General features: G+C 71.0%; 22 protein-coding genes and 1 tRNA gene. 10 read left to right on the top strand and 13 right to left on the bottom strand.

Translation table 11 applies throughout. The annotated features are described in order from the left end of the window. Positions 1-423 precede the first annotated feature (423 nt). Positions 424-1,053 carry a TetR/AcrR family transcriptional regulator gene (locus DEJ28_RS06305; RefSeq protein WP_258368057.1) on the bottom strand — a complete coding sequence of 210 codons (630 nt, stop codon included), beginning with the start codon at positions 1,051-1,053 and terminating at the stop codon, positions 424-426. 100 nt (positions 1,054-1,153) lie between these two features. Between DEJ28_RS06305 and DEJ28_RS06300 the strand changes: the two genes are divergently transcribed. After that, positions 1,154-2,182 (top strand): zinc-binding dehydrogenase, encoded by a 1,029-nt coding sequence (locus tag DEJ28_RS06300; RefSeq protein ID WP_111115605.1) that lies wholly within the window; start codon positions 1,154-1,156, stop codon positions 2,180-2,182. Between the two features lie 94 nt (positions 2,183-2,276). Here the strand turns inward: DEJ28_RS06300 and DEJ28_RS06295 are convergent, their stop codons facing one another. From DEJ28_RS06295 to DEJ28_RS06285, 3 genes are all read right to left on the bottom strand, one after another. After that, positions 2,277-5,066 (bottom strand): AMP-binding protein, encoded by a 2,790-nt coding sequence (locus DEJ28_RS06295; RefSeq protein WP_111115606.1) that lies wholly within the window; start codon positions 5,064-5,066, stop codon positions 2,277-2,279. A 192-nt stretch (positions 5,067-5,258) separates the two neighbouring features. Then, positions 5,259-5,468: a cold-shock protein gene (locus tag DEJ28_RS06290; protein WP_111115691.1), complete on the bottom strand. Its 210-nt coding sequence runs from the start codon at positions 5,466-5,468 to the stop codon at positions 5,259-5,261. 16 nt (positions 5,469-5,484) lie between these two features. Then, positions 5,485-6,594: a fatty acid desaturase family protein gene (locus tag DEJ28_RS06285; protein WP_111115607.1), complete on the bottom strand. Its 1,110-nt coding sequence runs from the start codon at positions 6,592-6,594 to the stop codon at positions 5,485-5,487. Positions 6,595-6,855: 261 nt separating this feature from the next. Between DEJ28_RS06285 and DEJ28_RS06280 the strand changes: the two genes are divergently transcribed. Then, complete coding sequence (locus DEJ28_RS06280; RefSeq protein ID WP_111115608.1) at positions 6,856-7,881, top strand: LLM class flavin-dependent oxidoreductase; 1,026 nt, start codon at positions 6,856-6,858, stop codon at positions 7,879-7,881. Between the two features lie 36 nt (positions 7,882-7,917). Here DEJ28_RS06280 and DEJ28_RS06275 read toward each other — a convergent pair whose 3' ends face one another. From DEJ28_RS06275 to DEJ28_RS06265, 3 genes are all read right to left on the bottom strand, one after another. Further along, the gene (locus DEJ28_RS06275; RefSeq protein WP_111115609.1) at positions 7,918-8,850 is read right to left on the bottom strand and encodes an SDR family NAD(P)-dependent oxidoreductase; all 933 of its coding nucleotides are present in this window, start codon (positions 8,848-8,850) and stop codon (positions 7,918-7,920) included. Positions 8,851-8,885: 35 nt separating this feature from the next. Further along, positions 8,886-9,458 (bottom strand): TetR/AcrR family transcriptional regulator, encoded by a 573-nt coding sequence (locus tag DEJ28_RS06270; protein WP_111115610.1) that lies wholly within the window; start codon positions 9,456-9,458, stop codon positions 8,886-8,888. A gap of 72 nt (positions 9,459-9,530) precedes the next feature. Beyond that, positions 9,531-10,037 (bottom strand): MarR family winged helix-turn-helix transcriptional regulator, encoded by a 507-nt coding sequence (locus DEJ28_RS06265; RefSeq protein ID WP_111115611.1) that lies wholly within the window; start codon positions 10,035-10,037, stop codon positions 9,531-9,533. 58 nt (positions 10,038-10,095) lie between these two features. Here DEJ28_RS06265 and DEJ28_RS06260 point away from each other — a divergent pair, with 58 nt between their 5' ends. Further along, the gene (locus DEJ28_RS06260) at positions 10,096-11,283 is read left to right on the top strand and encodes an FAD-dependent monooxygenase (protein ID WP_111115612.1); all 1,188 of its coding nucleotides are present in this window, start codon (positions 10,096-10,098) and stop codon (positions 11,281-11,283) included. 677 nt (positions 11,284-11,960) lie between these two features. Here the strand turns inward: DEJ28_RS06260 and DEJ28_RS06255 are convergent. Beyond that, positions 11,961-12,650: a hypothetical protein gene (locus DEJ28_RS06255; protein ID WP_146248852.1), complete on the bottom strand. Its 690-nt coding sequence runs from the start codon at positions 12,648-12,650 to the stop codon at positions 11,961-11,963. 289 nt (positions 12,651-12,939) lie between these two features. Between DEJ28_RS06255 and DEJ28_RS06250 the strand changes: the two genes are divergently transcribed. Further along, entirely contained in the window at positions 12,940-13,218 is a 279-nt protein-coding gene (locus DEJ28_RS06250; protein WP_146248853.1) for an immunity protein CdiI family protein, read from the top strand. Positions 13,219-13,311: 93 nt separating this feature from the next. Further along, complete coding sequence (locus tag DEJ28_RS06245; protein WP_111115616.1) at positions 13,312-13,887, top strand: VanZ family protein; 576 nt, start codon at positions 13,312-13,314, stop codon at positions 13,885-13,887. Between the two features lie 30 nt (positions 13,888-13,917). Here DEJ28_RS06245 and DEJ28_RS06240 read toward each other — a convergent pair whose 3' ends face one another. Next, positions 13,918-14,838: an alpha/beta hydrolase gene (locus DEJ28_RS06240; protein ID WP_111115617.1), complete on the bottom strand. Its 921-nt coding sequence runs from the start codon at positions 14,836-14,838 to the stop codon at positions 13,918-13,920. Between DEJ28_RS06240 and DEJ28_RS06235 the strand changes: the two genes are divergently transcribed. From DEJ28_RS06235 to DEJ28_RS06225, 3 genes are all read left to right on the top strand, one after another. After that, on the top strand, positions 14,837-15,367 hold the full coding sequence (locus DEJ28_RS06235; RefSeq protein WP_258368058.1) for a MarR family winged helix-turn-helix transcriptional regulator: 531 nt from the start codon (positions 14,837-14,839) through the stop codon (positions 15,365-15,367). The two genes, DEJ28_RS06240 and DEJ28_RS06235, sit on opposite strands and share 2 nt — an antisense overlap. A gap of 241 nt (positions 15,368-15,608) precedes the next feature. Further along, positions 15,609-15,914, top strand: a complete 306-nt coding sequence (locus DEJ28_RS06230; RefSeq protein WP_111115619.1) for a hypothetical protein — start codon at positions 15,609-15,611, stop codon at positions 15,912-15,914. A gap of 164 nt (positions 15,915-16,078) precedes the next feature. After that, positions 16,079-17,008 (top strand): class I SAM-dependent methyltransferase, encoded by a 930-nt coding sequence (locus tag DEJ28_RS06225; protein ID WP_111115620.1) that lies wholly within the window; start codon positions 16,079-16,081, stop codon positions 17,006-17,008. Here the strand turns inward: DEJ28_RS06225 and DEJ28_RS06220 are convergent. The 3 genes from DEJ28_RS06220 to DEJ28_RS06210 form a co-directional block, all read right to left on the bottom strand. Further along, positions 16,974-17,047 (bottom strand) — tRNA-Pro (locus DEJ28_RS06220). The genes DEJ28_RS06225 and DEJ28_RS06220 overlap by 35 nt on opposite strands. 108 nt (positions 17,048-17,155) lie before the next feature. Beyond that, positions 17,156-17,737 (bottom strand): DUF2238 domain-containing protein, encoded by a 582-nt coding sequence (locus DEJ28_RS06215; RefSeq protein WP_181433710.1) that lies wholly within the window; start codon positions 17,735-17,737, stop codon positions 17,156-17,158. Further along, entirely contained in the window at positions 17,734-18,573 is an 840-nt protein-coding gene (locus DEJ28_RS06210; protein ID WP_111115622.1) for an endonuclease/exonuclease/phosphatase family protein, read from the bottom strand. Before DEJ28_RS06210 ends, DEJ28_RS06215 begins: the two co-directional genes overlap by 4 nt. A 70-nt stretch (positions 18,574-18,643) precedes the next feature. On the opposite strand from DEJ28_RS06210, the gene DEJ28_RS06205 reads away from it, so the two are divergent. Both DEJ28_RS06205 and DEJ28_RS06200 read left to right on the top strand, forming a co-directional pair. After that, positions 18,644-20,161 (top strand): hypothetical protein, encoded by a 1,518-nt coding sequence (locus DEJ28_RS06205; RefSeq protein WP_111115623.1) that lies wholly within the window; start codon positions 18,644-18,646, stop codon positions 20,159-20,161. Positions 20,162-20,293: 132 nt separating this feature from the next. Then, a complete protein-coding gene (locus DEJ28_RS06200) occupies positions 20,294-22,441 on the top strand; it encodes a RecQ family ATP-dependent DNA helicase (protein ID WP_181433711.1) in 2,148 nt (715 codons plus the stop codon). 8 nt (positions 22,442-22,449) lie between these two features. Here the strand turns inward: DEJ28_RS06200 and DEJ28_RS06195 are convergent, their stop codons facing one another. Next, positions 22,450-23,325, bottom strand: coding sequence for an oxidoreductase (locus DEJ28_RS06195; RefSeq protein ID WP_111115624.1), 876 nt, complete (start codon positions 23,323-23,325; stop codon positions 22,450-22,452). Between the last annotated feature and the right edge of the window lie 14 nt (positions 23,326-23,339).

The raw sequence follows: 23,339 nt of genomic DNA, 5'->3' as shown, positions 1-23,339 counted from the left end.
GGGCAGTTCCGCTCGTAGGAGGTCGTTCCGCTCGTAGGAGGCCGTTCCGCGCGTAGGCAGTCAGAACTTCCTGCCTCCTACGAGCGATTCAGCCCCCTACGCGCGATTCCGCCCCCGCTCCCGTCCGGACGCTGGGCAGGAAGGTCACGGCGAGACCGTGCGACGGCCTGGAGGCGCGACACCAGCTGGCACCGCGCCTCCAGGCCGCCCGCTGGTCACGCCGGGCCGGTGGCCGCCGCGTGGCGCCGACCCGAGACTCGGCCAGGCGGACAAACTGCGGCTCGCGCAGCGCACAAACTGTCCGCCCTGCCGAGACTCGGCACACCGCGCAGCCGCGCGCCGCGCGCGCCCGCAGCGCGCGCAACGCGCGCCCACAGCGCAGCGCGCGCCCGCAGCGCGCGCCCGCACCGCGCGTCCGCCCCGTCAGACCCCGCGCAGCGCGACGGCCGCCACGCGGGCGGGCTCCGGCAGCCGGGCGTTCGTGTCCGCCTCGCGGAACGAGTCGAGCGCCAGCGCGGCGAACCGTCGAGCCGCGATCAACCGCTCCCCCGCATCGTCGCCGCGGAGGCCCCGCGCGGCCAACAGCACGAGCAGCAGGTCGTCGACGACGAAGTCCTGCCGGAGCGTCCCGTCGGCCTTGGCGCGGAGCGACAGTTCGGCGAGCGCCCGGAGCAGTTCGGCGCGGTGCCGGGCGAGCCGCTCGGAGACCTGCCCCTCGGCGACGAGGGCGTCGACGAAGCCCTGGTTCCGCGCGTTGAGCTCGACGATCCGCTCGACGACGGCCCGGAAACCGGTCCACGGGTCGTGCTCCTGCGCACCCTCGAACACGATCGACCGGCACAGCTCGAGTTCGTCCTCGAAGGCCGCGTCGACGAGGTGCTGCCGCGTCGGGAAGCGCCGGTAGAGGGTGGCGGGGCCGACGTCGGCGTGCCGGGCGACGTCGCGCATCGTGACCTCGAGGCCGCGCTGGCCGAAGAGGTCCCGCGCGGCCTGCAGCACGCGGTCGCGGTTCTCGCGGGCGTCGGCGCGGAGGTGAGGCATCTCGTCGGTCACCCGTCCCACTTTACGCAAGTGGACGCGGGCGTCCGTTAGCGTCGGCACCGCCCGGACCGACCGGGCACGCCCGGTGCGACCGGGCACCGAAGGAGTCGCCATGCACGGTGTGACCATCCAGACGTTCGGCCCACCGGACGGCCTCGTCCCGACCGACCTTCCGGAACCCTCCGCGGGCCCCGGCCAGGTCGTCATCGCGACCGAGGCGATCGGCGTCGGCGGAGTGGACGCCGTCATCCGCCGGGGCACGCTCGGCCGCCCCGGCATCGCCCCCGGGTACGTGCCCGGCAGCGAGGCCGCGGGCACCGTCGTCGCGGTCGGCGACGGAGTCGACCGGGCATGGCTCGGCCGACGGGTCTGGGCCTTCACGGGCGTCGGCGGCGCGTACGCCGAACAGGTCGTCGCACGGATCGGTGACCTCACACCGCTCGGCGACGAGCTCAGCTCGGTCGACGCGGTCGCGCTGGGCTCCGCGGCTCCGGTCGCCCGGTTCACGCTGGCGCACGCGCACCTCGCCGCGGGCGAGCGGGTCCTGGTGCGCGGTGCCGCGGGCAGCATCGGGATCGCGGCCGTCGAGCTGGCAGTCCGGACCGGAGCGTCGGCCGTCGCCGTGACGACCGGCTCGGCGGAACGTGGCGCGCGGCTCCGGTCCCTCGGCGCCACGCACGTCCTCGACCGGCAGGGCCGGAGGCCGGAGCCGGAGCAGGAACCGGAGCAGGAACCGGGGCACGAGCCGGAGCAGGGGCACGAGCCGGAGCAGGGCGACACCCCGGAGGCGTTCGACGTCGTCGTCGACATCGTCGGCGGCCCCGCGATGCCCGACTTCCTCGACCGGCTCGCCCCGAACGGCCGGCTCGTCCTGGTCGGCGCCGTCGCCGGCATGCCACCCGCCGACTTCGGCGGACGCCTGCTCGCGGCCTTCCAGCAGTCGCGGTCGTTCGCGACGTTCAGTCTCGACACCGTCCCGCGCGACACGCTCGCGACGGCTCGGCAAGAGCTGTTCCGCGATGCGGTCGCCGGCCGGCTGACACCCATCGTCGACGATGTCCTCCCTCTCGCGCAGGCTGCGGAGGCCCACCGCCGGATGGACGCAGGTGACGTGTTCGGACGGATCGTGCTGACGCCCTGAGCAGGGCCGGTGACGGACTGGAGGCGCGGTACCGGCTGGTACCGCGCCTCCAGGCCGTCGGCTGGTCGCGCCGGGCCGGCGGCCGCCGTGGTGATCAGGCGGTGACGGTCGCGGCGTCCGCGGTGAAGCGCTCGGCGAGCGCTGCTGCCAGCTCCTCGACGTGCGGCTCGCGCAGCACCGAGTTGTGCTCGCAGTGCAGGCGCACCTCGTCGACCGTGCCCGGCAGGAACGGCTTCCACCGCTCGACGCCCATCTCGTTGCCGTCGGCGACGACGATGGTCACCGGGCCGTCGAACGTCGGCGGGCGGTACCCGCGTGAGACGACGAGGGCGTGGTCGAAGAACGCCCGGAACTGGCGCTGCCCGTCCCAACGGAACATCCCGGCACCGTACGCACGCGCGTGCCGGCCGACCTGCCCGAACGGGCCGACGACCCGGCTCCGGAAGGCACTCGTCCGCTCGAGGACCGCACGGCCGACACCGCCGCGTGCGGACCGGCCGGAGGAACCGAGGTCGAGCTCGCCGAACTCGACGGAGTCCGCCTGCTCGGCAGCGTGCTCGGGCAGGTACGTGTCGAGGAGGACGACACGGCGGACCTCGTGCCCGGCAGCGGTGAGCAGCGCGGCCATCTCGACGGCGACGAGGCCACCGAACGAGTGCCCGACGAGCGTGTAGGGACCGCTCGGCTGGGCGATGCGCATGAGCTCGATGTACCGGCGGGCCATCGCGGGGATGCTCCAGTCCGGGACGGAGCGCCGCTCGATGCCGTGCTGCTGGAACGCGTACACCGGGCGGTCGCCGAGCCGACGGGTGAGCGGGACGTACGTGAGCGCGAGGGCACCGGCACCGGCGACGCAGAAGATCGCCTCGCCCGTCCCCTCGGACCGCTGCGCGAGCGTCACGATGTCCGGGTGGCTCGGGCTCGCTGCCGAACCCTGACGGATCCGGGCGGCGAACAGCCGGAGGGTGGGGTGCTCGAGGAGCTCCGACGACGGCAGGTCGACGCCGAGGCGGTCGCTGACGGCGGCGAGCAGTTCCTCCGCGGAGAGCGAGTCGCCGCCGAGCGCGGAGAAGTCGTTGTCGAGCCCGACGGCCGGCAGCCGGAGGGGCCCGACCGTGGGCAGCCCGAGCACGTCGGCCCAGATCTGGCCGACGGCGAGCTCCCACTGGTCGTAGGTGTCCTCGGCGAGCGCCTGACCGTCCTCGCCGATCGTCGTGCCGAGCGCCGGTGCCTCGGGGAGCGCCGCACGGTCGACCTTGCCGCGCTCGTTCCGGGGCAGGGCGGGCATCGGCACGATGTTCGTCGGCACCATGTAGTCGGGCAGCAGGTCGCGGAGGGCCTTGCGGATCGCCGCGGGCGACGGCGAGCGACGGCCCTTGCTCGTGACGACGTACGCGACGAGCCGGGTCGGGGCGGGCGGCGCCTTCACGGCGATGACGACGGCTTCGTGCACGGCGTCGACGGTGCGGAGCGCTGCCTCGACCTCGCTCGGCTCGACGAGGTACCCGCGGACCTTCACGGCGTCGTCGGCGCGGCCGAGGAGGGTCAGCCGACCGGCCTCGTCGAAGCGTCCGAGGTCGCCGATCGCCCACGTCGGGGTGCCGTCCGGGGCGGTGCCGGCACGGGTCGCGGTCTGCTCGGGCGCACCCCAGTAGCCGCTCGTCATGGCGTCCGAGACGCAGACGACCTCGCCGGCCTCGCCGACGTCGGCCAGGGAACCGTCGGGGCGACGCACCTCGATGCGCTTGCCGACGACGATGCGACCGGACGGGATGCTCCGCTCGGGGATCGGGTCCCCCGCGGCGATCTCGTTGACCGCGTAGACGCAGGTCTCACTGGAACCGGTCCAGTTGAAGAACGACGCCGTCGACCCGAGCAGCGGGCGGAGGGCGGCCACGTCGGTGCCGGTGATGGCCTCGCCGACGGTGGCGACGAGGCGCAGGCCGCGCAGCCGGACGTCGGTCGGTTCGAGGGCACCGACGAGCGAGCGCACCAGGTGCGGCGTCGTGTGGAGCGTCGTGAGTGCCGAGCGCTCGATCCACGTCGCGAGCCGGTCGATGCCGGTTCGGCGCGGGTCCGCGACGTGCACGGAGGCGCCGGCGAGCAGCGTGGCGAACACGAGCATCATGCCCGCTGCGAACCCGTGCGGGAGCACCGACGCGATGCGGTCCTCCGGCACGAGGCGGAACGACGACCGCTGGGCGATCGTGTCGGCCACGACCTGACGGTGCGTCACCACGACGCCCTTCGGTGCCCCGGTCGAACCGGACGTGAAGATGATGTCGAGCGCATCGCGGCCGCCGCGCGACTCGGCGGCCGGGACCGTCGGGATCGCCGCGTCGCCACCGGCGAGCTCGCGGGCCTCGGCGAGCACCTCGGCCAGCGGGACGACGGTGCTCGGGTCGGTGACCAACGCGGCGGCTCGCTCGGCGTGCTCGGCGTCCGCGACCACGTCGACGATGCCGGCGAGGGACATCACGTGGTGGAGTCGGGCCTCCGGCAGGAACGGGTCGAGCGCGACCACGATGCGGCCGGCGTGGACGAGTCCGAGGATCGCGACGACCGAGTCCGTCCCGTGCGCCACCATGACGCCGACCGGCACGGAGTCCCCGCCGGGAGTGACCCCGACGCCGCGACCGGAGTGGTCGTCCGGCGTGAGCCGACCGTCGAGGACGATGCCGAGGGCCTTCGTGACCCGGTGCAGTTCGCGGTGGTTCATCGCGGTGCGCTCGTCGGTGACGGCCAGGGCGTCGGGCACCCGGTCAGCGACCTCGGCCAGCGCGTGCAGGAGCGAGGTCTCAGGGGTGCTGCCCTCGGAGTCGGACCGGGGAAGAGCGGACGTCGTCGACGCCGTGGAAGGCTGGGTATCGGTCGAGATGAGCACGTGGTCCCCTCACCATGCTGCAGTTCGGACGGGTGGTTCGTCCGAACGTAACCCGGGCCCCACGACGCCCGGGACCCCACTCGGGGCCGTGTGCGGGAAGCCGCTGAACGCTGCGACATACCGCAGCCGGGGCCCTCGCTGCGCCTTCTGGCTCAGCGGGGACCCCGGCTGTGGTGCGGTTGCTGCTCTGTCTCAGCGGATGATCGAGATGTTGGCCGCCTCGGGCCCCTTCTTGCCGGGGCCGACGTCGAACCGGACGCGGTCGCGCTCCTCGAGTGAGCGGTAGCCCGTCGTCACCACGATGCTGGAGAAGTGGGCGAACAGGTCTTCTGACCCGTCGTCGGGCGTGATGAACCCGAAGCCCTTGTTGTGGTCGAACCACTTCACGGTGCCGGTGGGCATGGTCGTCAGCACGGCGTCAGTGGATGCGCAGCTGCGCGACCATCGGGCAGGCGAACGGGTCACGAGCGGCGAGGCCGACCCGGTTGAGGTAGCGGACGACGATGCCGTACGAGCGCAGCAGCGTGGTCTCCGTGTAGGGCACGTCGAGCGTGTCGCAGTGGTCGCGGACGAGCAGGCGGGCCTGCTTGAGCGCCGGACGCGGCATCGACGGGAAGAGGTGGTGCTCGACCTGGTAGTTCAGGCCGCCCATGAGGAACGACACCCACCATCCACCGCGGATGTTGCGGGAGGTGCGGACCTGGCGGGAGAAGAAGTCGACCTTCGCGTCGTGCGCGATCGTCGGCATGCCCTTGTGGTTCGGGGCGAACGAGGCACCCATCATCACGCCGAAGACGGCGAGCTGCACGCCGAGGAAGGCGCACGCCATGCCGAACGGCAGGAACCAGAACACGATGGTGAGGTAGATCGCGAAGCGGGCGACGAGCAGCGCGCCCTCGATCAGGCGGTGCTTGACGTCGGCCTTGGTGCCGTTGCCGGTGACGATCGACATCACGGCGTAGCGGTGCAGGTTGAGGCCCTCGAGCGTCAGCAGGGGGAAGAACAGCCAGCCCTGGAAGCGCATGAACGTCGTCATGAGCGGGCCCTTCACGGCGGCGGCGTCCTCCGGCAGGAACCGGATGCCGTCCGGCGCGATGTCCGGGTCCTTGCCGACGGTGTTCGGGTTGCCGTGGTGGCGCGTGTGCTTGTTCATCCACCACGAGTAGCTGAGGCCGACGAGGAACGTGCCGATGTAGCGGCCGGCGTGGTCGTTCCACCGCTGCGATGCGAAGACCTGACGGTGCGCGGCCTCGTGCGAGAGGAACGCGAACTGCGTGAAGAGCACGCCGAGCGCGCCCGCCACGATGAGCTGGAACCAGGAGTCGCCGAGGAACGCGAACGCGACCCAGGCGAGGGCGAGCGTGCCGGCCAGGGAGCCGAACAGTGCCCAGTAGAAACCGGTGCGACGGCGGAGGAGGCCGTTCTCCTTCACCTGCGCCAGGAGCGAGGAGTAGGTCGAGGTGCCGTTGCGGCTCCCCGTCCCGGGACGAGTGCGGGTGTAACCCGGTGCGAGCGGAGTGGTGGTCATGAGGACCGCCTTCCGGTACGGATCGGTCCTTCAACCAATGCGAGTGAGTTCACGCTGTTGCGCTTGGCATGACCCTAGGTGCCGAAGATGCGTGTTGGCCTGTGAGTCCGGATTGCGCTGGTCGGCACTTCGCCGGACCCGGTCGCGCCGGACGCGACCACCTGACGGACTGGAGGCACGGTGCGGGCCCGCCCCGCGCCTCCAGTCCGCCATCTCGTGCGTCCGGGTCCTCCGGCCCTCCTCGTCTGGGACGATCGGAGCATGCCCCTCGACGGAACTCCCCTGGAACGGCTCGGCTTCCTGACCATCGGGTCGTTCGACCCGGCCCGGCCGTCACGGGGCCACGAGGACACGATCCGGGTCATCGAGCGCGCCGAGGCACTCGGCTTCGACAGCGCCTGGCTCCGGCACCGACACCTGCAGCACGGCATCTCCTCTCCGGTGGCGCTGATCGCCGCCGCCTCGCAGCGGACCGCGCGGATCGACCTCGGCACAGCCGTCACGCCGATCGGCGCGGAGAACCCCTTCCGGCTCGCCGAGGACCTCAGCACCGTCGACGTCCTCCTGGGCGGACGACTGAACCCCGGGTTCTCCGTCGGCACCCCGATGCACTACGACCTGTACCGCGAGGCGCTCTACCCCGACACCGCGGACCAGGAAGACCTCGGGAACGACCGGCTCCTGCGGTTCCGCGACCTCGTGCGCGGCGACCCGGTCACCGACACCGTCGAGCGGCGTGGCATCGAGGAGTTCGCGCAGACCGTGCAGCCGCACAGCGCCGGCCTGGTCGACCGCATCTGGTACGGGACCGGCAGCACCAAGTCGGCGGTGTGGGCCGGCGAGAACGGTTTCCACCTGCTGACCTCGAGCGTCACGCGCAGCGAGAACGGCACCGACTTCGCCACGAACCAACGGGCGCAGATCGACGCCTACCTCGAGGCCCACCCCGACCGCACCAGGGCACGCGTCTCGCAGGGCCTGGTGGTCATCCCGACCGACACCGCGACGCGCGAGCAGGAGGCCCGCTACCGCGCCTACGCCGAGGCGCGCTCGGGTCGCGTCGGCGTGCCGATGGGCCCAGCGGGCATGCTCTTCGCCGCCGACCTCGTCGGCTCCTCCGCTGAGATCGCGGACCGGCTGCTCGCCGACGCCGGCTACCAGGCGGTCACCGAGGTCGCCTTCGCACTGCCCTTCTCATTCGAGCCCGACGACTACGCCCAGATCATCACGGACATCGCGGAGCGTCTCGGCCCGGAACTCGGCTGGGCGCCGAAGCCGGCGGTCTGAGATCGGTGCCGGATGGTCGGACGCCAGCGGGCTGGTTCACCCTGCTTCCGCCGGGACCTGCGCGAGCAGCGCGCGGGTCTCGGCGATGTAGCGGCCGCTGAAGGCGGGGTCGGAGACCTGCTTCGACGCCTGCATCGGCCTGCCGTTCTCGTCGGAGTAGACGCCGGTCCCAGTCGACGGCGTGGTCAACTTCTCCGCGATGAGCTTCCCTGCCCGCCGGGGCGTGCTCCAGTACTTGATCATCGGCGCCAAGGGCTGCATGATGCGCTTGGCGACGAACTGCATGACCGGGCTGGCGTCACGGGAGAGCCCGGTGCCCGGGTTGAAGCCCGGCTCGAGGGCCATGAACCGCAACCGCGGCACTTCGCGTGCGAGCGTGAAGACCGTCGCGAGGTTGCCCTGCTTGGAGGTGGCGTAGGCGTCGAACCCGACGTTCTTCGAGCCGCCCTCCTTCCACTCTCCGCGGGCGCTGGCCTCGGCGGAGATGTAGCGGCCCCCGCGGAAGCCCGACGCAGTCGCGGGCTTCCGTTCGGGGTCTTCCACCCCGGACACGGTGAACAGGACCGGCGTGCCGTCCGCGAGGTACGGCAGCAGGGCCTCGGTGAAGGCGAAGGGGCCGAGGTGGTTCGTCGCGAAGGCGATGTCCCACCCCTGTGCGCTGCTGCCGCCCTTGGTCTGCATGCCGCCGGCGTTGTTGGCGACACCACCGATCGTCAGGCCGAGCGCGCCGATCTCGTCAGCGGCGCGGCGGGCACTGCGGACGTCGGCGAAGTCAGCGACGACCGACACGGCGTTGCCGTTCGGAAGCGCCGTGATCTCCCGCTCCACCTCGCGGAGACGGCCGAGATCACGGCCGACGAGCACGACAGTGCCGTGCTCGGCCAATTGCAGGGCCGCTTCTCTGCCGATGCCCGACGTGGGGCCGGTGATGACCCACGCCTTCGTCGGCTTGCTGGTGTTGTTCGGCACGGTGGTTCCTTTTCCTGGGTCGAGGTTCTGTGGGGTCAGCCCGCGAGGACGCGCCAGACGGCGTCGAACGCTGCGTCTGCACGTTCCTCGCCGCCTGCGGGGTCACGGATGAGGGCGTCCATGGTGGTGTCGGCGATCGCGCTCGTCAGTGCCATCACGAACGACAGCGGTGTCGCCGCGAGGGGGCCGTCAGCCCGAGCCTGTTCGACCAGGTCCGCCATCACGCGTTGTGTCGGATCCACCCAGAGGTGACTCTCCGGTGAGATCTCCTCTGCGACCTCCAACTGCGCGAGCGCGCGACGCTTGTCCGGGTGCGCGACCGCCCACGCCAACCACTGCGTCCACATCAGGTGGATCTGGGCACGGACCGGTTCTTGCGTCGGCAGCGTGGCGGCCGCGGCTGCACCCATCTCGGACCTGAGCGCGACGTACAGCGCGTTCAGGAGCACGGTCTTCGACTCGAAGTAGACGAAGAGCGACCCGGTCGACACTCCTGCGTCCTTCGCGATCGCCGACGTGGCCGCAGACGCCAAGCCCTGCCTGCTGATGACACGTGCGGCGGACTCGAGGAGCGCAGTGCGCTTCTCATCGCTTCTCTGTCGGGGCATGACGCCACTCTATACCTGACTGATCAGTCAGTCACGTACGGATCTTCCCCCCTCACGCCGCGCGAGGCGGGATCATCCGTCAGCAGCGGGAGGGCGTCCTGCCCGGAGCCGGTCTGCGGCGGCTGTCGCGGCCTCGACCATCCGCCGGAGAAAGACGGTGGACGAAGCGAGGTCCGAGGGCGCGGTCTCATGGAGGGCAGCAGCCATCTCCGTGACGGAGGTCTCCGTGAACGCACGAGCCCGCTCCTGCGCGGCCGCCGTCGGACGGAGCGTGACGCGTCGTCGGTCCGTGTGCTCGCGGCTGCGCTCGAGCAGGCCAGCCGCCTCGAGCCGGTTGACGAGGACGGTCACCGAACCCGACGTCATCCCGATGCGCTGACCGAGCCGCGCCGGCGACAGCGGATCGCCGTCGGACGCGGCCCAGAGCACCTGCCCGAGCGCCTGCGCGTCCGTGGTCGGCAGATCCATCCACGACGCCATGTGCTGGTTCAGCTCGGCGAAGGCCACGGCCCAGCCGCGCAGCGCCTCCATCACCTCGATCTCGGGAGCCCGCCAGGAGGTCTCGAACACGTCGGTCATCATTCTCCTTCAATGTGCAGTAGCTTCAATATAAAGCTCAACCGGACCGAGGAGAACCATGAAGAACCGCACTGCCGTCATCTCAGGAGCCAGCATCGCAGGCTTGTCCACGGCGTGGTGGCTGCACCGGACGGGGTGGGACGTCACCGTGATCGAGCGGGCCCCGGCCTTCCGCGACGGCGGCCAGAACGTCGACGTTCGAGGAGTGGCACGCGACGTCCTCCGTGAGATGGGGCTGTTCGACGCCGTGGCAGCGCGCAACACCACGGAGACCGGCACCGTCCTGGTCGACGCACGAGGCGCCGTCACTGCCGAACTGCCCTCCGACGGGTCCGGTGGAGCGACGGCCGAGCTCGAGATCCTCCGGGGCGACCTCGCGCGCACGCTCTTCGACGACCTCCCGGACGGCGTCGAGTTCGTCTACGGCGACACGATCGCCAGCGTCGACGACGAGCTCGACGGCGTCACGGTCACGACCGCGGGCGGTCAGCACCTGCACGCCGACCTGCTCGTCATCGCAGAAGGCGTCCGGTCGAGGACCAGGGCCTTCGTCTTCGACGACGGCGAGGTCGAGGAGCGAGATCTGGACGTGACGATGGTGTTCGGCACCATCCCGCGCCTCGACCGGGACGACGACCGGTGGCGTTGGCACACCGCCGTCCGAGGCCGACAGATCCACCTCCGCCCCGACCCCTACGGCACCATCCGGGCGATCCTGGCCTACTCCCCCGGCGACGACGTCCTCGGCACGACCCGCGACGAGACGCTCGCGCTGGTCCGGGCGCGGTACGCCGACGTCGGATGGGAGGCTCCCCGGATACTGGACGCCCTCGCGACGTCGCCGGACGTCTACGTCGACCAGCTCCAGCAGGTCCGCATGACGACCTGGCACCGTGGGCACGTCGTGATGGCCGGTGACGCGGCGTGGTGCGTCACGCCCATGGGAGGAGGCGGCGCCTCCCTCGCCCTCACTGCCGGGCGCGTCCTCACTGCCGAGCTCGCGAACACCGACGATCACGACGCGGCCCTCGCCGCCTACGACGCCTGGATGCGACCGCTCGTCGACGACGTCCAGGATCTGCCTCGCGGCCTCAAGGCGTTCGCGTACCCCCAGACCCGCGCCGGCCTCGCGCTCCGGAGAGTCGTCGACAAGGTCATGACGTCACGAGCATTCCGGCCGTTGACGGCGAAGCTCACCCAAGTCGCTGAGACTGACCGCGCCCTGCCGCCCCTCACCACCCCCTGACCCGGGCCGTCCCGGCGCCGATCGCAGGTCGAGTCAGTCCGCGCCCGCCGACGGCATCCGTCACCGGGCGCGTTCGGCAGCGATACCGTGCAGGGGTGTCGAGTACTCGCGTCGTCGAGCCGCGGGCGCCCGTGAGCGCTGCGCTCATCGTGGCTGCGCTGATGGCCTGGGTCGCTCCTGCGTCCGTGGTCGCGCTCCGCCTGGCGTGGACGGATCCTCCCGCTCGTGTGCCCGTGCACTGGACGGGAGCAGGCCCGGATCAGTGGGCCTCGGCGGACGCTGCCTTGTGGTCGTGCATCGTGCCGGGCATCGTCGAGCACTCGTGTGCAGTCTGCTCGTGGTCCCGTTGTCATCGGACACTTCGCGATGGGGCGCCGAAATCACGTTCGGGACGATCAGCACGGGAACAGGCATCATCGCGTTCTTCTGGCTCGCGATGATGCTCGCCGCCGAAGGAGCGGCTGCGCCGTTCTTGGTCATACTCGTCCCGCTCGGCTTGGGAGTGCTCGTATTCGGCCTCTCCTTGCTCGTCCGGACGAAGGCCGCCCGGTAGACGATCGCCGACCAGACACGGCGCTCCGGAGGTCCATTTGCTCTCAGGTCGCGAGGAGGGCTTGCGGTCGCAACGGACGCGCACCTGGGATCTGCGACTGCCTGCGGGCGGACAGTGCATTGGATCAGTCGTTCGGGAGTTCCAGTTTCGAGCCGCGAGGGTCACGGTTGTGCTGCGGTGGCGATTCCAGCAGTGCGGTTGCAGGAAGCCTCAGCGCGCGACTCCGCGCAGCATCCGCACGGCCGGCCGCGGTCACGGCCGCGACGAATGCCGCGGATTGCAGCAGGGCGAACACCGGCGGGATCACCAACAGCGTCAGCTGATCCGCCGTCGCAAATCCGGACACCAGAAGGGCTACCCACGCGAGGACCCAGCCGACCGGAATCCAGACGAACCGTGTGGCTGCGACTACCGACAGTCCAACCGAGCGCTCTGCGCGAGCGATCACCTCGTCGCGATCCTCCGCCAGCATCGCCGGCGGCCGCGCGGCGAATTGGCGGTCGATACGTTCGCTCCTCCGCCAGTCACCGAGCTGCCGCCCGGGCGACGCAGATACGGAACGCCCGGTCACCCGCAGGAAAGCCGCGCCGAAACACCCCACCGCAGCGGAGAAGAGCACTACAGCGACAGCCTGCTGCAACAGCGAGCCGTCGAACAGACCCCAGAAGCGATCCGCGATGACAAGAAACACGCCGACTCCAACGGCGACGAGCCCGCACACCACGGTTCGCCGCCGCACCTGCCCCGGGTCGCGGAACTCTGAACGGCGGGCTCTGACGACCTTCCACCCATGGATGAAGCCACCATTGCTCATGCGTTGATATTGCTCCCTCCAGACCCTGGTCGGGCAGCTGCAGCGGTCACCTCTGCGAGCACCACGAACTGCGGCAGGCTCGCTTGCTGGTCGATCGGACACGGGAACGCCGACGTTGTCTCTGACCACGACGCTCGGCTGACTCGTCGACACACCGGGACCGCACCGCCGAAGTGAGATTGGCAACCCTGGGGGTTCTCTTCGCAGCGGACCCCGCGCGTGATGAAGGATCGGCTACCGAACGGGTTTCCAACGTCTGTGCGATCCTTCCGATGTGCACTACCGGTTGATGAACGAGTACAGCGTCGATTGGCCGCTGTGGGATGAAGAGGGGCTGTGCCCCGAGGGCACACCGTCCTTCTCACCCCGACTTGCGAGTGAGATCCTGGCCTGGGCCCGTGACTTCACCGAGAACTACTCCATCGAAGCGGGCTGGCCGACGGAGGCCGCTGCCCGCTCCCACGAACGTCAAGCACGTCGCTTGCTGCTTCTCGTTGAACGGGAGCTACCGGCGGAAGATGACGTCGTACTCGGCTACTTGGAGACGAACAGGCGCAAGGGACTGTAGGTCCGAGCGCTGTCCGGTGGAACATCGGCTGTCGAGGCATCTCGCGCTGATCCCGGTCCTGGGGAAATCCTCGTCGTCGCTAGGCTCCAACGGATGTCTTTCAACCCGCCCGGCGAGGTTCCTGCCCTGCCCGTCGCCCTTGCTGTCGGTGTCGTCGCCTTCGTCGTCCAGCTGGTTCTCCTCCTTTGGGGAGGGCGCTTCAGCTGGTCCCGCGCTGCCGTCGCTGCAGGGATCGCCGTGTACGCCGCGGGGATCGTCGCGAACACGGTGTTCCCGATCTTCCTCAGCCCGGCTCAGAGCGAGGAGCCATGGTCACCGGCGCTGGCACTCATCCCGTTCCACGACTATGAGGTCGCAGATGCCCTCGCCAATGTGCTGGTGTTCGTGCCGCTGGGCGTCCTGATCCCGCTTCTGATGCGGCGTCCATCCCGCTGGAAGGTGCTGGTCACCGCCGCCGCGGTGAGCCTGACGATCGAACTCCTGCAACTCGCCGCTCAGAGGCTGTTCTCTGGCGGTCACGTCGCGGACGTGAACGACTTCATGTGGAACACCTTCGGCGGGGCCGTCGGCTACGCGGCCTTCGTTCTGCTGTCGCGTGTCCCGGTCCTGTCCACGATCCTGAATCGCTTCCGCTGGCATTCGACCACGGCGACACCGCACACCGTCTGAGCGGCGCAGCCGCGTCCGCTTGTCGATCGGTTATAGGACGTGGCCTCCTGACCTGATCCGAAGGCGCTGTTCGATGAACAGGGTTGCCCGGTCGATTGCCTCGTCGGCTTCGTCGATCAGTCCGACGAACGCGGGGAACACGTGGGGCACGCCGGCGACGACGTCGAGGATGACGTCCGTTTCGGCGGCGCGTGCCAGGTCGGCGAGTCGGACGGCGTCGTCGAGGAGGAGCTCGTTCGTCCCGACTTGCAGGAGCATCGGCGGGAACCCCCTGAGGTCGGCGTGCACCGCTGGAGCGAGCAGCGGCTGCTCCGGGTCTTGACCGTCGAGGTACAGGGCGCCGGTGCGCTCCATCCCGGCGCGGGTGAAGAGCGGGTCGATGCCCTCCTTCGACGTCATCGACGCACCGGTACGCGTGTGGTCCAGTCCGGGTGAGAACGCGACGATCCCCGCAGGGACGGGGAGCCCGGCATCCCGGGCGGCGAGGGTCGTTGTCACCGCGAGGCCCCCTCCTGCGGAATCGCCCGCGAACACGATGCTCGCCGGGACGACGTCGTGATCGAGCAGGTCGCGGTACGCGGACAGGCAGTCGTTGATGGCCGCCGGGAACGGGTGCTCCGGAGCAAGCCGGTAGTCGACCGAGACCGCAGGCACGCCTGTGCGTTCCACGAGGTGCGCGGTCAACGCCATCGCGGTCTCGGGGGAACCGAGCGAGAACGATCCACCGTGGAAGTACAGGATGATGCCGGGACGGGCGTCAGCGCTCGGTTCGACGCGGACAGCGTCTCGTCCGCCGAGTTCGATCGGCGTTCGCGTGACGCCCTCGGGGACCGGGAACTGGCTCATGAAGCGCGCGAACCCCTGCCGCATTTGTTCGACGGGCACCGGCCCGCCGGCCTGCGGCGCTGCCCGAAGCGTGTCGTTGAGTGCCTGTCGTTGTTCTCGGCTCATGGTGCTCCTCCCGCCGGGCGGTTTGGTTGCCGCGGCATGCAACGGTAGACTGTATGCCGTGGCAACCAAAACGGCAAGCGATGATCTCGTGCAGCTCTTCGACGACCTGGTTCGCGTCGAGACGCGTCTCTACAACGCAGTGAGTGACACCCTGCGTCGCGAGCACGGCATCGTGGCGACGCAGTACGAGTTCCTCCTCTACTTCCAGGATCACCCGGAGTCGCGGATCGCAGACGTCGCCACGAACTTCGCTGCCGGAGTCGGGGCGATCAGCAAGGGGGTGGATCGACTCGCCGCGCGCGGCTGGGTCGATCGTCGACCGAATCCCGCAGACGGACGATCGACTCTTGTGTCCTTGACTGACACGGGTGCCGCGCTCGTCGCTGCGGCGGACGTGACCTTCCGTCGCCGCCTTGCCGAACTCGTGGCCCGGAGCGTCGACGACGATCAGGTGGAGGCCGTCGGCGCACTCCTTCACACGCTCCGAGCCGGTCTGGAGCGTGACCGGCTCGGCCTGCCGGTTGGATGATGCAAGTCACCAGCCCCCCGCCACCGGGTCTCGGGTGGCGTCCGACAGCCCTGCTCAGCCGCTGGGTACGCTCTGCGCATTCGTGCTCGGAGGCGTGATCGCTGCAGTGACACTGGTCGTCGAGCTCCTCAGACGCTGACGGCCCGGAGACCGCGCACGAAGGACCGCCCTGACGGGTACGCAGCCCGGTGGCTCGGAAGCCCGCTTCGGGCATGGTTCCAGGTCGAGTTACCATCGCGTCGTGGCTGAAGCAGGTCTTCTCGCGGCGAGCGTCGCGATCTTGGTCGGCACCGCCGCACTCCTCGTGTGGCGTGTGCGGAACCCGACCTGGGTCCGTGACGCACAACTCACCCAGAACGCCAGCCCCGTGATCAGCCTGCTCATGCTCGCACTCGGCGCACTCCTGGTCGCGCTCGCCTTCACCTTCGGAATCTCCTTGGTGGCGACAAGGCACAGCATCCTCGGGTGGGCGATGATCTGCCTTGCTGCGACCGGACTCACTCACGTGTGGGTCAACGTCTGGATCCGACGACGACCACTTACGTAAGCACCCCCAGCACCGAGTGTGCGTACGAGGATCGGCCATCGAAACGCGGGCTTCGTGCCGCTCGTCTCATCCTGCGACGAGAGGAGGCGCTGCGTCGTGGAACGTTGCGTGGAGGCGAATTCGCAACAGTCACGGTGAGCGGCACCAGGCGTAGGGTCTGCCGCATGAGCGGGGCTGCACATTTCGATGGGCGCGCTGCAGACTATGCGCGAGCGCGTCCGCCATATCCACCGGCCCTGTGGAAGCGAGTGCAGGAGACGGGACTGCTCGAACCTGGTCGCCGTGCGGTTGACCTCGGCGCTGGCACCGGCCAAGCAACCGGCCCGTTGCTCACCGCCGGGCTGGACGTCGTCGCCGTCGAACCCGGTCCCAACCTGGCCGCCCTGCTGCAGCAGTCCTCCCCGCAGGCGAGGGTCGTGGTCGCGACCGCGGAGGACGTCCCGCTCGAGGCTGACTCGTTCGATCTGGCCGTCGTCGCCACCGCCGTGCATTGGATGGACCTGAGCATCGTCCTCCCGAAGGTGCACCGAGCCCTCAGAGAAGACGGCCGACTCTTGGTCTGGCGGAATGTGTTCGGCGACCCCGCTGCCCCGACGACGCCGTTCCGAGAGCGTGTGGCGGAGATCGTGCGCCGTCGGCCAACACCTCCGCGGCCCGGTGATGCCGAGGACGCACCTGCGACGGCGCGGAGCCTCACCCGCTCCGGCTTGTTCAGGGTCGAGGACATGAGCGGCTTCCGCTGGGATGTGCAACTCGACGACGACCAGGTACGTCTGCTGTTCAGTACGTTCAGCGACTGGTCCCCCGCCGAGGTCAACGAAGCCGCCGCTGCAGTTCGTGAACTCGGCGGTTCAGTCGTGGAGCACTACTCCTCGTGGCTCATCATCGCCGAACCGCATCGGAGCGCAGCTGCGGGAACCGCGATGTATCAGAGCGGTGTTGCGTCGATCGAGTGCATCCGGGGAACCCCAAGCGAACGGCCCCACGGCCCAAAGGAAGAAGCCCCTCGAGATCCTCGGAGGGCTTCCGTCGTGGGTGTCCAGCACCCCTTCGGTTCGGTCGGGCTGACAGGATTTGAACCTGCGACCCCTTGACCCCCAGTCAAGTGCGCTACCAAGCTGCGCCACAGCCCGCGAGTCCCGGAGGACTCAGGATCCCGGAGGATCCTCGCCCGCGTCCGACCGGAGCGCGAGCGACCGGTCCAGCATAGCGGACGCCCTGCCCCCTCCGTGACACCCGGATCACGTCGGCCGCACCACCGTCCGTCGCGCCGCCAACCACGGCAGCCCGAACCCGGCGAGCAGCCCGCCGACACCGTCCGCCGCCAGGTCCCCGATGGTGTCGTCGTACCCGACGTAGATCGCCGAGTCGACGAAGTTGTGCCCGAGCCACTCCCCCATCTCCCACGCCGCCCCGACCGCGAGCCCCGCGCAGACTGCGAGCAGCGCGACGACGACCCGGCGCTCCTCGGACGGCGCCGGCACGGCGCGGAGGTCGGCTCCGATGACGTACAGCACCGCCGCGAGCAGCCCGGTCAGCACGACGTGGATCAGCTTGTCCCAGAGGAACAGCGACGTGTACCACTCGAGCACGCTCGACCACCCGGCGACGAGCACGAGCACGCACACGAGCACGTCGAACGCGGGCCGCAGCCCGAGCATCCGCGGCACGACGACCCCGAGGAGCGACAGCGCCATCACGGGGAACGCGGTCCCGCCCCACCCGATCGTCGCGACGACGAGGCTCACGAGCGTCAGGGCTCGCACCACGTCGGCGACGAGGAACGTCGGCCGCAGGAACGTCGGCCCGAGCGTGGCGATCACGACGCCCGCTCCCGAGACGTCCACTCGACCACGGCTTGGACGGCGGCGTGGTCGGAGGGCCACACGCCCCCGGGCCGTCGGACGTTCACCGCGACCCGGTCGACGGCCCCGTCCGCGGTGACGAGGACCCCGTCGATGCGCCGGCCGCCGACGCGCGGCGTCGCGTAGTGCGGGTACGTCCCGACGTGGTCGCCGATCTGCCTGGAGGCGCGGCTGGAGCTGTCGACGACGCCCGCCTCCGCGAGTGCTCGCCAGGGTGCGGAGCCGGCGGGACTGTTCCAGTCCGCGAGCACGACGGCGGGCAGGCCGCGTTCCCGGACGATGCGTCCGAGGAGCTCCGCGGACCGCAGTCGGGCCCACGGGGAGAGGACGTCGAGGTGTGTCGCGAGCGCCGTGAACCGGACGCCGGTGGCGCGGTCGCGGAGGACGGCCCCGACGACGTGCCGGGGGAACGCGGTGCCCCACGACCGCGACCCCGCACGGTGCGGGGTGCGGGACAGCGCCCACGACCGGCGTTCCAGGACCTCGAGGCGCTGACGGTCCAGGAACAGCCCGACCTGCTCGCCGCCGCCGTCGGCATCGCGACCGACGAGCACGGGGTCCCAGCGCGACCCGAGGGCGGCGGTGAGGTCGTCCGCCTGGGTGGGCAGCGCCTCCTGGACGGCGAGGACGGTGGGTGCTTCGGAGGTGACGAGCGCGACCACGGCGTCCCGTCGGCGCTCCCACGCATCGGGGTGGCCCGACGGCCGCGGGACACGGCGCCGGACGTTGAGCGTCATGCAGTGCAGCTCGGGCGGCTGCACCGATCCGATGAGCGGGCGGTCGTCGTCGGGCATGCCTCCCTTCTACGAGACGACACCCGTCGGATTCCCAGGGACCTCCCCGGAGGGCTCGTAGGGTGGCCCGATGCGTTCCGGTCCCACCTCCCGTGTCCTCCTCGCACTCGCGGCCACCGGGCTGCTGTTCGGAGCCGTCGGGTGCACGTCCGGGCACTCGGCGGACGCCCGCGCCACGCTCGCGGGGGCGTCCGCCGACACCGTGACCGTCGCCGATGAGCGGGGCCCGGCCGAGCGGTCCCTCCGGGCGAGCCGTGCGCTCTTCGCAACCGCTCCCGGAGCGGTCGTCGCTCCGGCGGGCGACGCCTCCGCGATCCGGACCGCGGCGAGCGCCGCCGCCGCGGCCCACGTCCCGCTGCTGCTGACGGGCACGACCGGCACGACCGGCACCGGCACCGGCACGAGCAGCACGGGCACGAGCAGCACCGGTGTCGCTCGTGAGCTGCACCGGCTCGGAGCGGACTGGTACCAGACCGAGGGTGACGTCCGGATCGACACCGACGTCACCGAGCGGGACGCGCCGGACGGTGGCGACGCACCGGAGGCGGGTCGCGCCTCCAGGCCGGCCACGGTGGTCGTGGCGGACGCGACCGCGGATGCTGCCGTCGTGGCGACCGCGCGGGCCGCCGGTGCGCGTGTGGTGACCATGCCGGAGGGCGTGACGGACCCGGCGGCGTCGTCCGGGGTGGTGCGCGCCCTGCACGAGGAGCGGGACCACCCGACGGTCCTGGTCGGGTCGGCGTTCGCGGCGCTCCGTGATCCTGCGTGGACGGTCCGCGCGGCCGAGGGCGGATGGCAGCTGCCGCACGGCGGGCAGCGGCCGTTCGACGGGCACCGGTACGTCGCGCTGTACGGGGCACCGGGTGCACCGGCGCTCGGCGTGCTCGGCGAGCAGGACCCGCAGGCGACCGTGCGGCGGGCGCGGTCCGTGGCCGCGGAGTACGACGGCCTCCGGGCGACACCGGTCACGCCCGCGATGGAGGTCATCGCGACCGTGGCGGCCGGTGACGCCGGAGCGGACGGGGACTACTCGACCGAGTTGCCGGTGTCGACGCTCGAGCCGTACGTCGACGCCGCGCACGACGCCGGCATGCCCGTGATCCTCGACCTGCAGCCCGGCCGCTCGGACTTCCTGTCGCAGGCGAAGCGGTACGAGAAGCTCCTGTCGAAGCCCGGCGTGTGGCTCGCGCTCGACCCGGAGTGGCGGTTGACGGCGGACCAGGTGCCGCTCGAGCAGATCGGGAGCGTGCAGGCGTCAGAAGTGAACGAGGTCTCCTCGTGGTTGGCGTCGCTGGTGGAGTCGAAGGGCCTGCCGCCGAAGGCCCTCGTGCTGCACCAGTTCCGGCTGTCGATGATCCAGGACCGTGCGTCGCTCGATCCGCATCCTGAGCTCGATCTCCTCATCCACGCGGACGGGCAGGGGTCACAGCCCGACAAGCAGGCGACGTGGAAGGCACTGCACGCCGATGCGCCGGCCGGGGTGCACTGGGGCTGGAAGAACTTCTTCGACGAGGACCAGCCGATGCTGACGCCGCAGCAGACCATGGCGGACGTGTCGCCGACGCCGGCGCTGATCACGTACCAGTAGCGGGTCGCCCGGGGCGGGTGGTCGCGTTCGTCCGGCTTGTCCGGCTTGTCCGGCTTGTCCGGCTTGTCCGGCTTGTCCACAGCCTGGAGGCTCGTGGCGCGTTTCGTCGGTCGGTCCTGACAGCATGGGGGCATGTCCCGACCCGTGTCACCTCCTCCCGCCGTCTCGCCGTCCGCCGAGATCGCCGCCGAGGCACAGCAGGCGCTCGCTGCGCTCACGGGCCGGCCCGACGCGGTGTTCCACCCGGGGCAGCTCGAGGCCATCTCGGCCCTCGTCGAGCACCGGCAGCGCGCCCTCGTCGTGCAGCGCACCGGATGGGGCAAGTCCGCCGTGTACTTCCTGGCGACCCTGCTGCTGCGCCGACGCGGTGGCGGACCGACAGTGCTCGTGTCGCCGCTCCTGGCGCTCATGCGCGACCAGGTCGCCGCTGCCGCCCGGGCCGGCGTCCGCGCCGTGTCGATCAACTCCGCGAACGCGCACGAGTGGGCCGACACGCAGGCCGCGCTCGCCCGTGACGAGGTGGACGTGCTCCTGGTCTCCCCCGAACGGCTCAACAACCCGAAGTTCCGCGACGAGCAGATGCCGAAGCTCATCGCCCGGATGGGGATGCTCGTCGTCGACGAAGCGCACTGCATCTCCGACTGGGGCCACGACTTCCGCCCCGACTACCGCCGCCTCGCCGAGCTCATCCGGTCGCTCCCGCACGGCGTGCCCGTCCTCGCCACCACCGCGACGGCGAACGAGCGCGTGGTCGAGGACGTCGCCGAACAGCTCACCGCCGGCCCGGCCGACCCGGTGTTCACGATCCGCGGGTCGCTGGCGCGGGCATCGCTCCGCCTCGGGGTGCTGACGCTCCCCGACGCCCGGCAGCGGCTCGGGTGGCTGCTCGCCCACCTCGGCGACCTGCCCGGCAGCGGGATCATCTACACGCTCACCGTCTCCGCGGCCGAGGACATCGCACGACTCCTGCGCGAGAACGGGCACGCCGTCCGCGCCTACACGGGCCGGACCGACAACGACGAGCGCGAACAGCTCGAGCAGCAGCTCAAGGGCAACGAGCTGAAGGCGCTCGTCGCCACGAGCGCGCTCGGCATGGGGTTCGACAAGCCCGACCTCGGGTTCGTCGTGCACGTCGGCGCTCCGTCGTCCCCGGTCGCCTACTACCAGCAGATCGGTCGTGCAGGCCGTGCGACCGACAACGCCGACGTGCTCCTGCTGCCCGGGCGTGAGGACCGCGAGATCTGGCAGTACTTCGCCAGCGCCTCGATGCCCACCCAGGAGCGCGCGACGGCCGTGCTGCAGGCGCTGTCCACCGACACGGCGATGTCCACCGTCGCGCTCGAGGGACTCGTCGACATCAAGCGGTCGACCCTCGAACTGCTCCTCAAGGTGCTCGACGTCGACGGTGCCGTCCGCCGGGTCACCGGTGGCTGGGTCGCCACCGGGCAGCCGTGGGAGTACGACGCGCCCCGGTACGAGCGGGTCGCCGCGGCCCGCGCCGCCGAGGCCCGTTCGATGCTCGACTACGAGTCCACCACGCAGTGCCGGATGCAGCTCCTGCAGCAGGACCTCGACGACCCGTCGGCGGAGCCCTGCGGCCGGTGCGACAACTGCGCGGGCGCCTGGTTCCCGACCGCGGTGTCCGACACCGACGCGTCCGGCGCCGCTGCCGCGCTCGACAAGGTCGGGGTCGAGATCGCTCCCCGCGCGCAGTGGCCGTCGGGCATGTCCGCGCTCGGCGTGGCCGTCCGCGGCAAGATCGGTCCCGACGACCTCGTGCAGCCCGGCCGTGCCGTCGCCCGCCTCACCGACCTGGGGTGGGGCGGCCCCCTCCGGACGCTGTTCGCCGCCGCGACGCCGGACGGCCCGATCACGCGCGAGCTCGTCGACGGCTGTGTCCGCGCACTCAAGGACTGGCCGTGGGACGTCCGGCCGACCGGGGTCGTGGCGATGTCCTCACGGTCCCGCCCCGAACTCGTCGCCTCGCTCGCCCAGGCGCTGTCGACGATCGGACGGCTGCAGTTCCTCGGCACCCTCGGTCGGACCGGCGGCACGCCGCGCGGTGACGGCGCGACGAACAGCGCCTACCGGCTCTCCGGCGTGTGGGACACCTTCCATGTCGGCCTCGAGCTGGCGGCCACCCTGCAGTCGCACGAGGGGCCCGTGCTGCTGGTGGACGACCTCGTCGACAGCCGGTGGACGATGACCGTCGCCGGACGGGAGCTCCGGCGTGCCGGGGCCTCGGCGGTGCTGCCGTTCGCCCTGGCGACCGTCGCCTGACCGACTCCCTACGCGGCGGTGCCGATCGCGTCGAGTTCCTCGAGTGCGTCCGCCGGCAGGGTGAAGCCCGCCGCGGCGACGTTGTCCCGGAGGTGCGCCACCGACGACGTCCCCGGGATGAGGAGCACGTTCGGCGACCGCTGGAGCAGCCACGCCAGGGCGACCGTCAGCCGGGACACACCGAGCCGCGCCGCGACGGTGTCGAGCGCGCCGGACTGGATCGGTGAGAAGCCACCGAGCGGGAAGTACGGCACGTAGGCGATGCCCTGGCTGGCCGTGAGCTCGAGCATGGCCTCGTCCTCGCGCCGAGCCAGGTTGTACAGGTTCTGCACGCACACGACGGGCGCGATGGTCTGCGCTTCGGCGAGCTGTTCCGCGTCCACCGTGGACAGGCCGAGGTGCTTGATGAGCCCCTGCTGCTGGAGTTCCGCGAGCGCCTCGACCTGGGGCGCGATGCTGCCCGGCTGCGGCGCGTCGAACCCACCCATGCGGAGGTTCACGACGTCGAGCTGCTCGAGGCCGAGGTTCCGCAGGTTGTCGTGCACCTGCTCGACGAGCTCGTGCGGCTCGCGGGCGTGCGGCCATCCGCCGTCGGCGTCACGCCGGGCGCCGACCTTCGTGACGATGTGGAGGCCGTCCGGGTAGGGGTAGAGGGCCTCGCGGATGATCTCGTTCGTGACGTGGGGACCGTAGTAGTCCGACGTGTCGATGTGGGTGATCCCGAGCTCGACGACGGTGCGGAGGACGCGGATGGCCTCGTCGCGGTCGGCGGGCGGCCCCATCACGCCGCGGCCAGCCAGCTGCATGGCGCCGTACCCGACGCGGGTGAGCTCGAGGTCGTCGGCGAGGCGGTACGTGCCGCCGGGGAGGGTCGTGTCGGTCATGTCCACCACGATGC

It is taken from the genome of Curtobacterium sp. MCPF17_002, assembly GCF_003234115.2.
In the GTDB taxonomy this organism is placed as follows: Bacteria; Actinomycetota; Actinomycetes; order Actinomycetales; family Microbacteriaceae; genus Curtobacterium.
This window is presented reverse-complemented; position numbering and strand designations above follow the sequence as displayed.

Coding starts and splice junctions, on each gene's coding strand:
- DEJ28_RS06235 (WP_258368058.1), top strand. CDS start 14,837: ATGGTGCTCCTCCCGCCGGGCGGTTTGGTTGCCGCGGCATGCAACGGT.
- DEJ28_RS06300 (WP_111115605.1), top strand. CDS start 1,154: ATGCACGGTGTGACCATCCAGACGTTCGGCCCACCGGACGGCCTCGTC.
- DEJ28_RS06195 (WP_111115624.1), bottom strand. CDS start 23,325: ATGACCGACACGACCCTCCCCGGCGGCACGTACCGCCTCGCCGACGAC.
- DEJ28_RS06280 (WP_111115608.1), top strand. CDS start 6,856: ATGCCCCTCGACGGAACTCCCCTGGAACGGCTCGGCTTCCTGACCATC.
- DEJ28_RS06200 (WP_181433711.1), top strand. CDS start 20,294: ATGTCCCGACCCGTGTCACCTCCTCCCGCCGTCTCGCCGTCCGCCGAG.
- DEJ28_RS06285 (WP_111115607.1), bottom strand. CDS start 6,594: ATGACCACCACTCCGCTCGCACCGGGTTACACCCGCACTCGTCCCGGG.
- DEJ28_RS06255 (WP_146248852.1), bottom strand. CDS start 12,650: ATGAGCAATGGTGGCTTCATCCATGGGTGGAAGGTCGTCAGAGCCCGC.
- DEJ28_RS06265 (WP_111115611.1), bottom strand. CDS start 10,037: ATGACCGACGTGTTCGAGACCTCCTGGCGGGCTCCCGAGATCGAGGTG.
- DEJ28_RS06245 (WP_111115616.1), top strand. CDS start 13,312: ATGTCTTTCAACCCGCCCGGCGAGGTTCCTGCCCTGCCCGTCGCCCTT.
- DEJ28_RS06205 (WP_111115623.1), top strand. CDS start 18,644: ATGCGTTCCGGTCCCACCTCCCGTGTCCTCCTCGCACTCGCGGCCACC.
- DEJ28_RS06290 (WP_111115691.1), bottom strand. CDS start 5,468: ATGCCCACCGGCACCGTGAAGTGGTTCGACCACAACAAGGGCTTCGGG.
- DEJ28_RS06260 (WP_111115612.1), top strand. CDS start 10,096: ATGAAGAACCGCACTGCCGTCATCTCAGGAGCCAGCATCGCAGGCTTG.
- DEJ28_RS06270 (WP_111115610.1), bottom strand. CDS start 9,458: ATGCCCCGACAGAGAAGCGATGAGAAGCGCACTGCGCTCCTCGAGTCC.
- DEJ28_RS06210 (WP_111115622.1), bottom strand. CDS start 18,573: ATGCCCGACGACGACCGCCCGCTCATCGGATCGGTGCAGCCGCCCGAG.
- DEJ28_RS06240 (WP_111115617.1), bottom strand. CDS start 14,838: ATGAGCCGAGAACAACGACAGGCACTCAACGACACGCTTCGGGCAGCG.
- DEJ28_RS06225 (WP_111115620.1), top strand. CDS start 16,079: ATGAGCGGGGCTGCACATTTCGATGGGCGCGCTGCAGACTATGCGCGA.
- DEJ28_RS06250 (WP_146248853.1), top strand. CDS start 12,940: ATGAACGAGTACAGCGTCGATTGGCCGCTGTGGGATGAAGAGGGGCTG.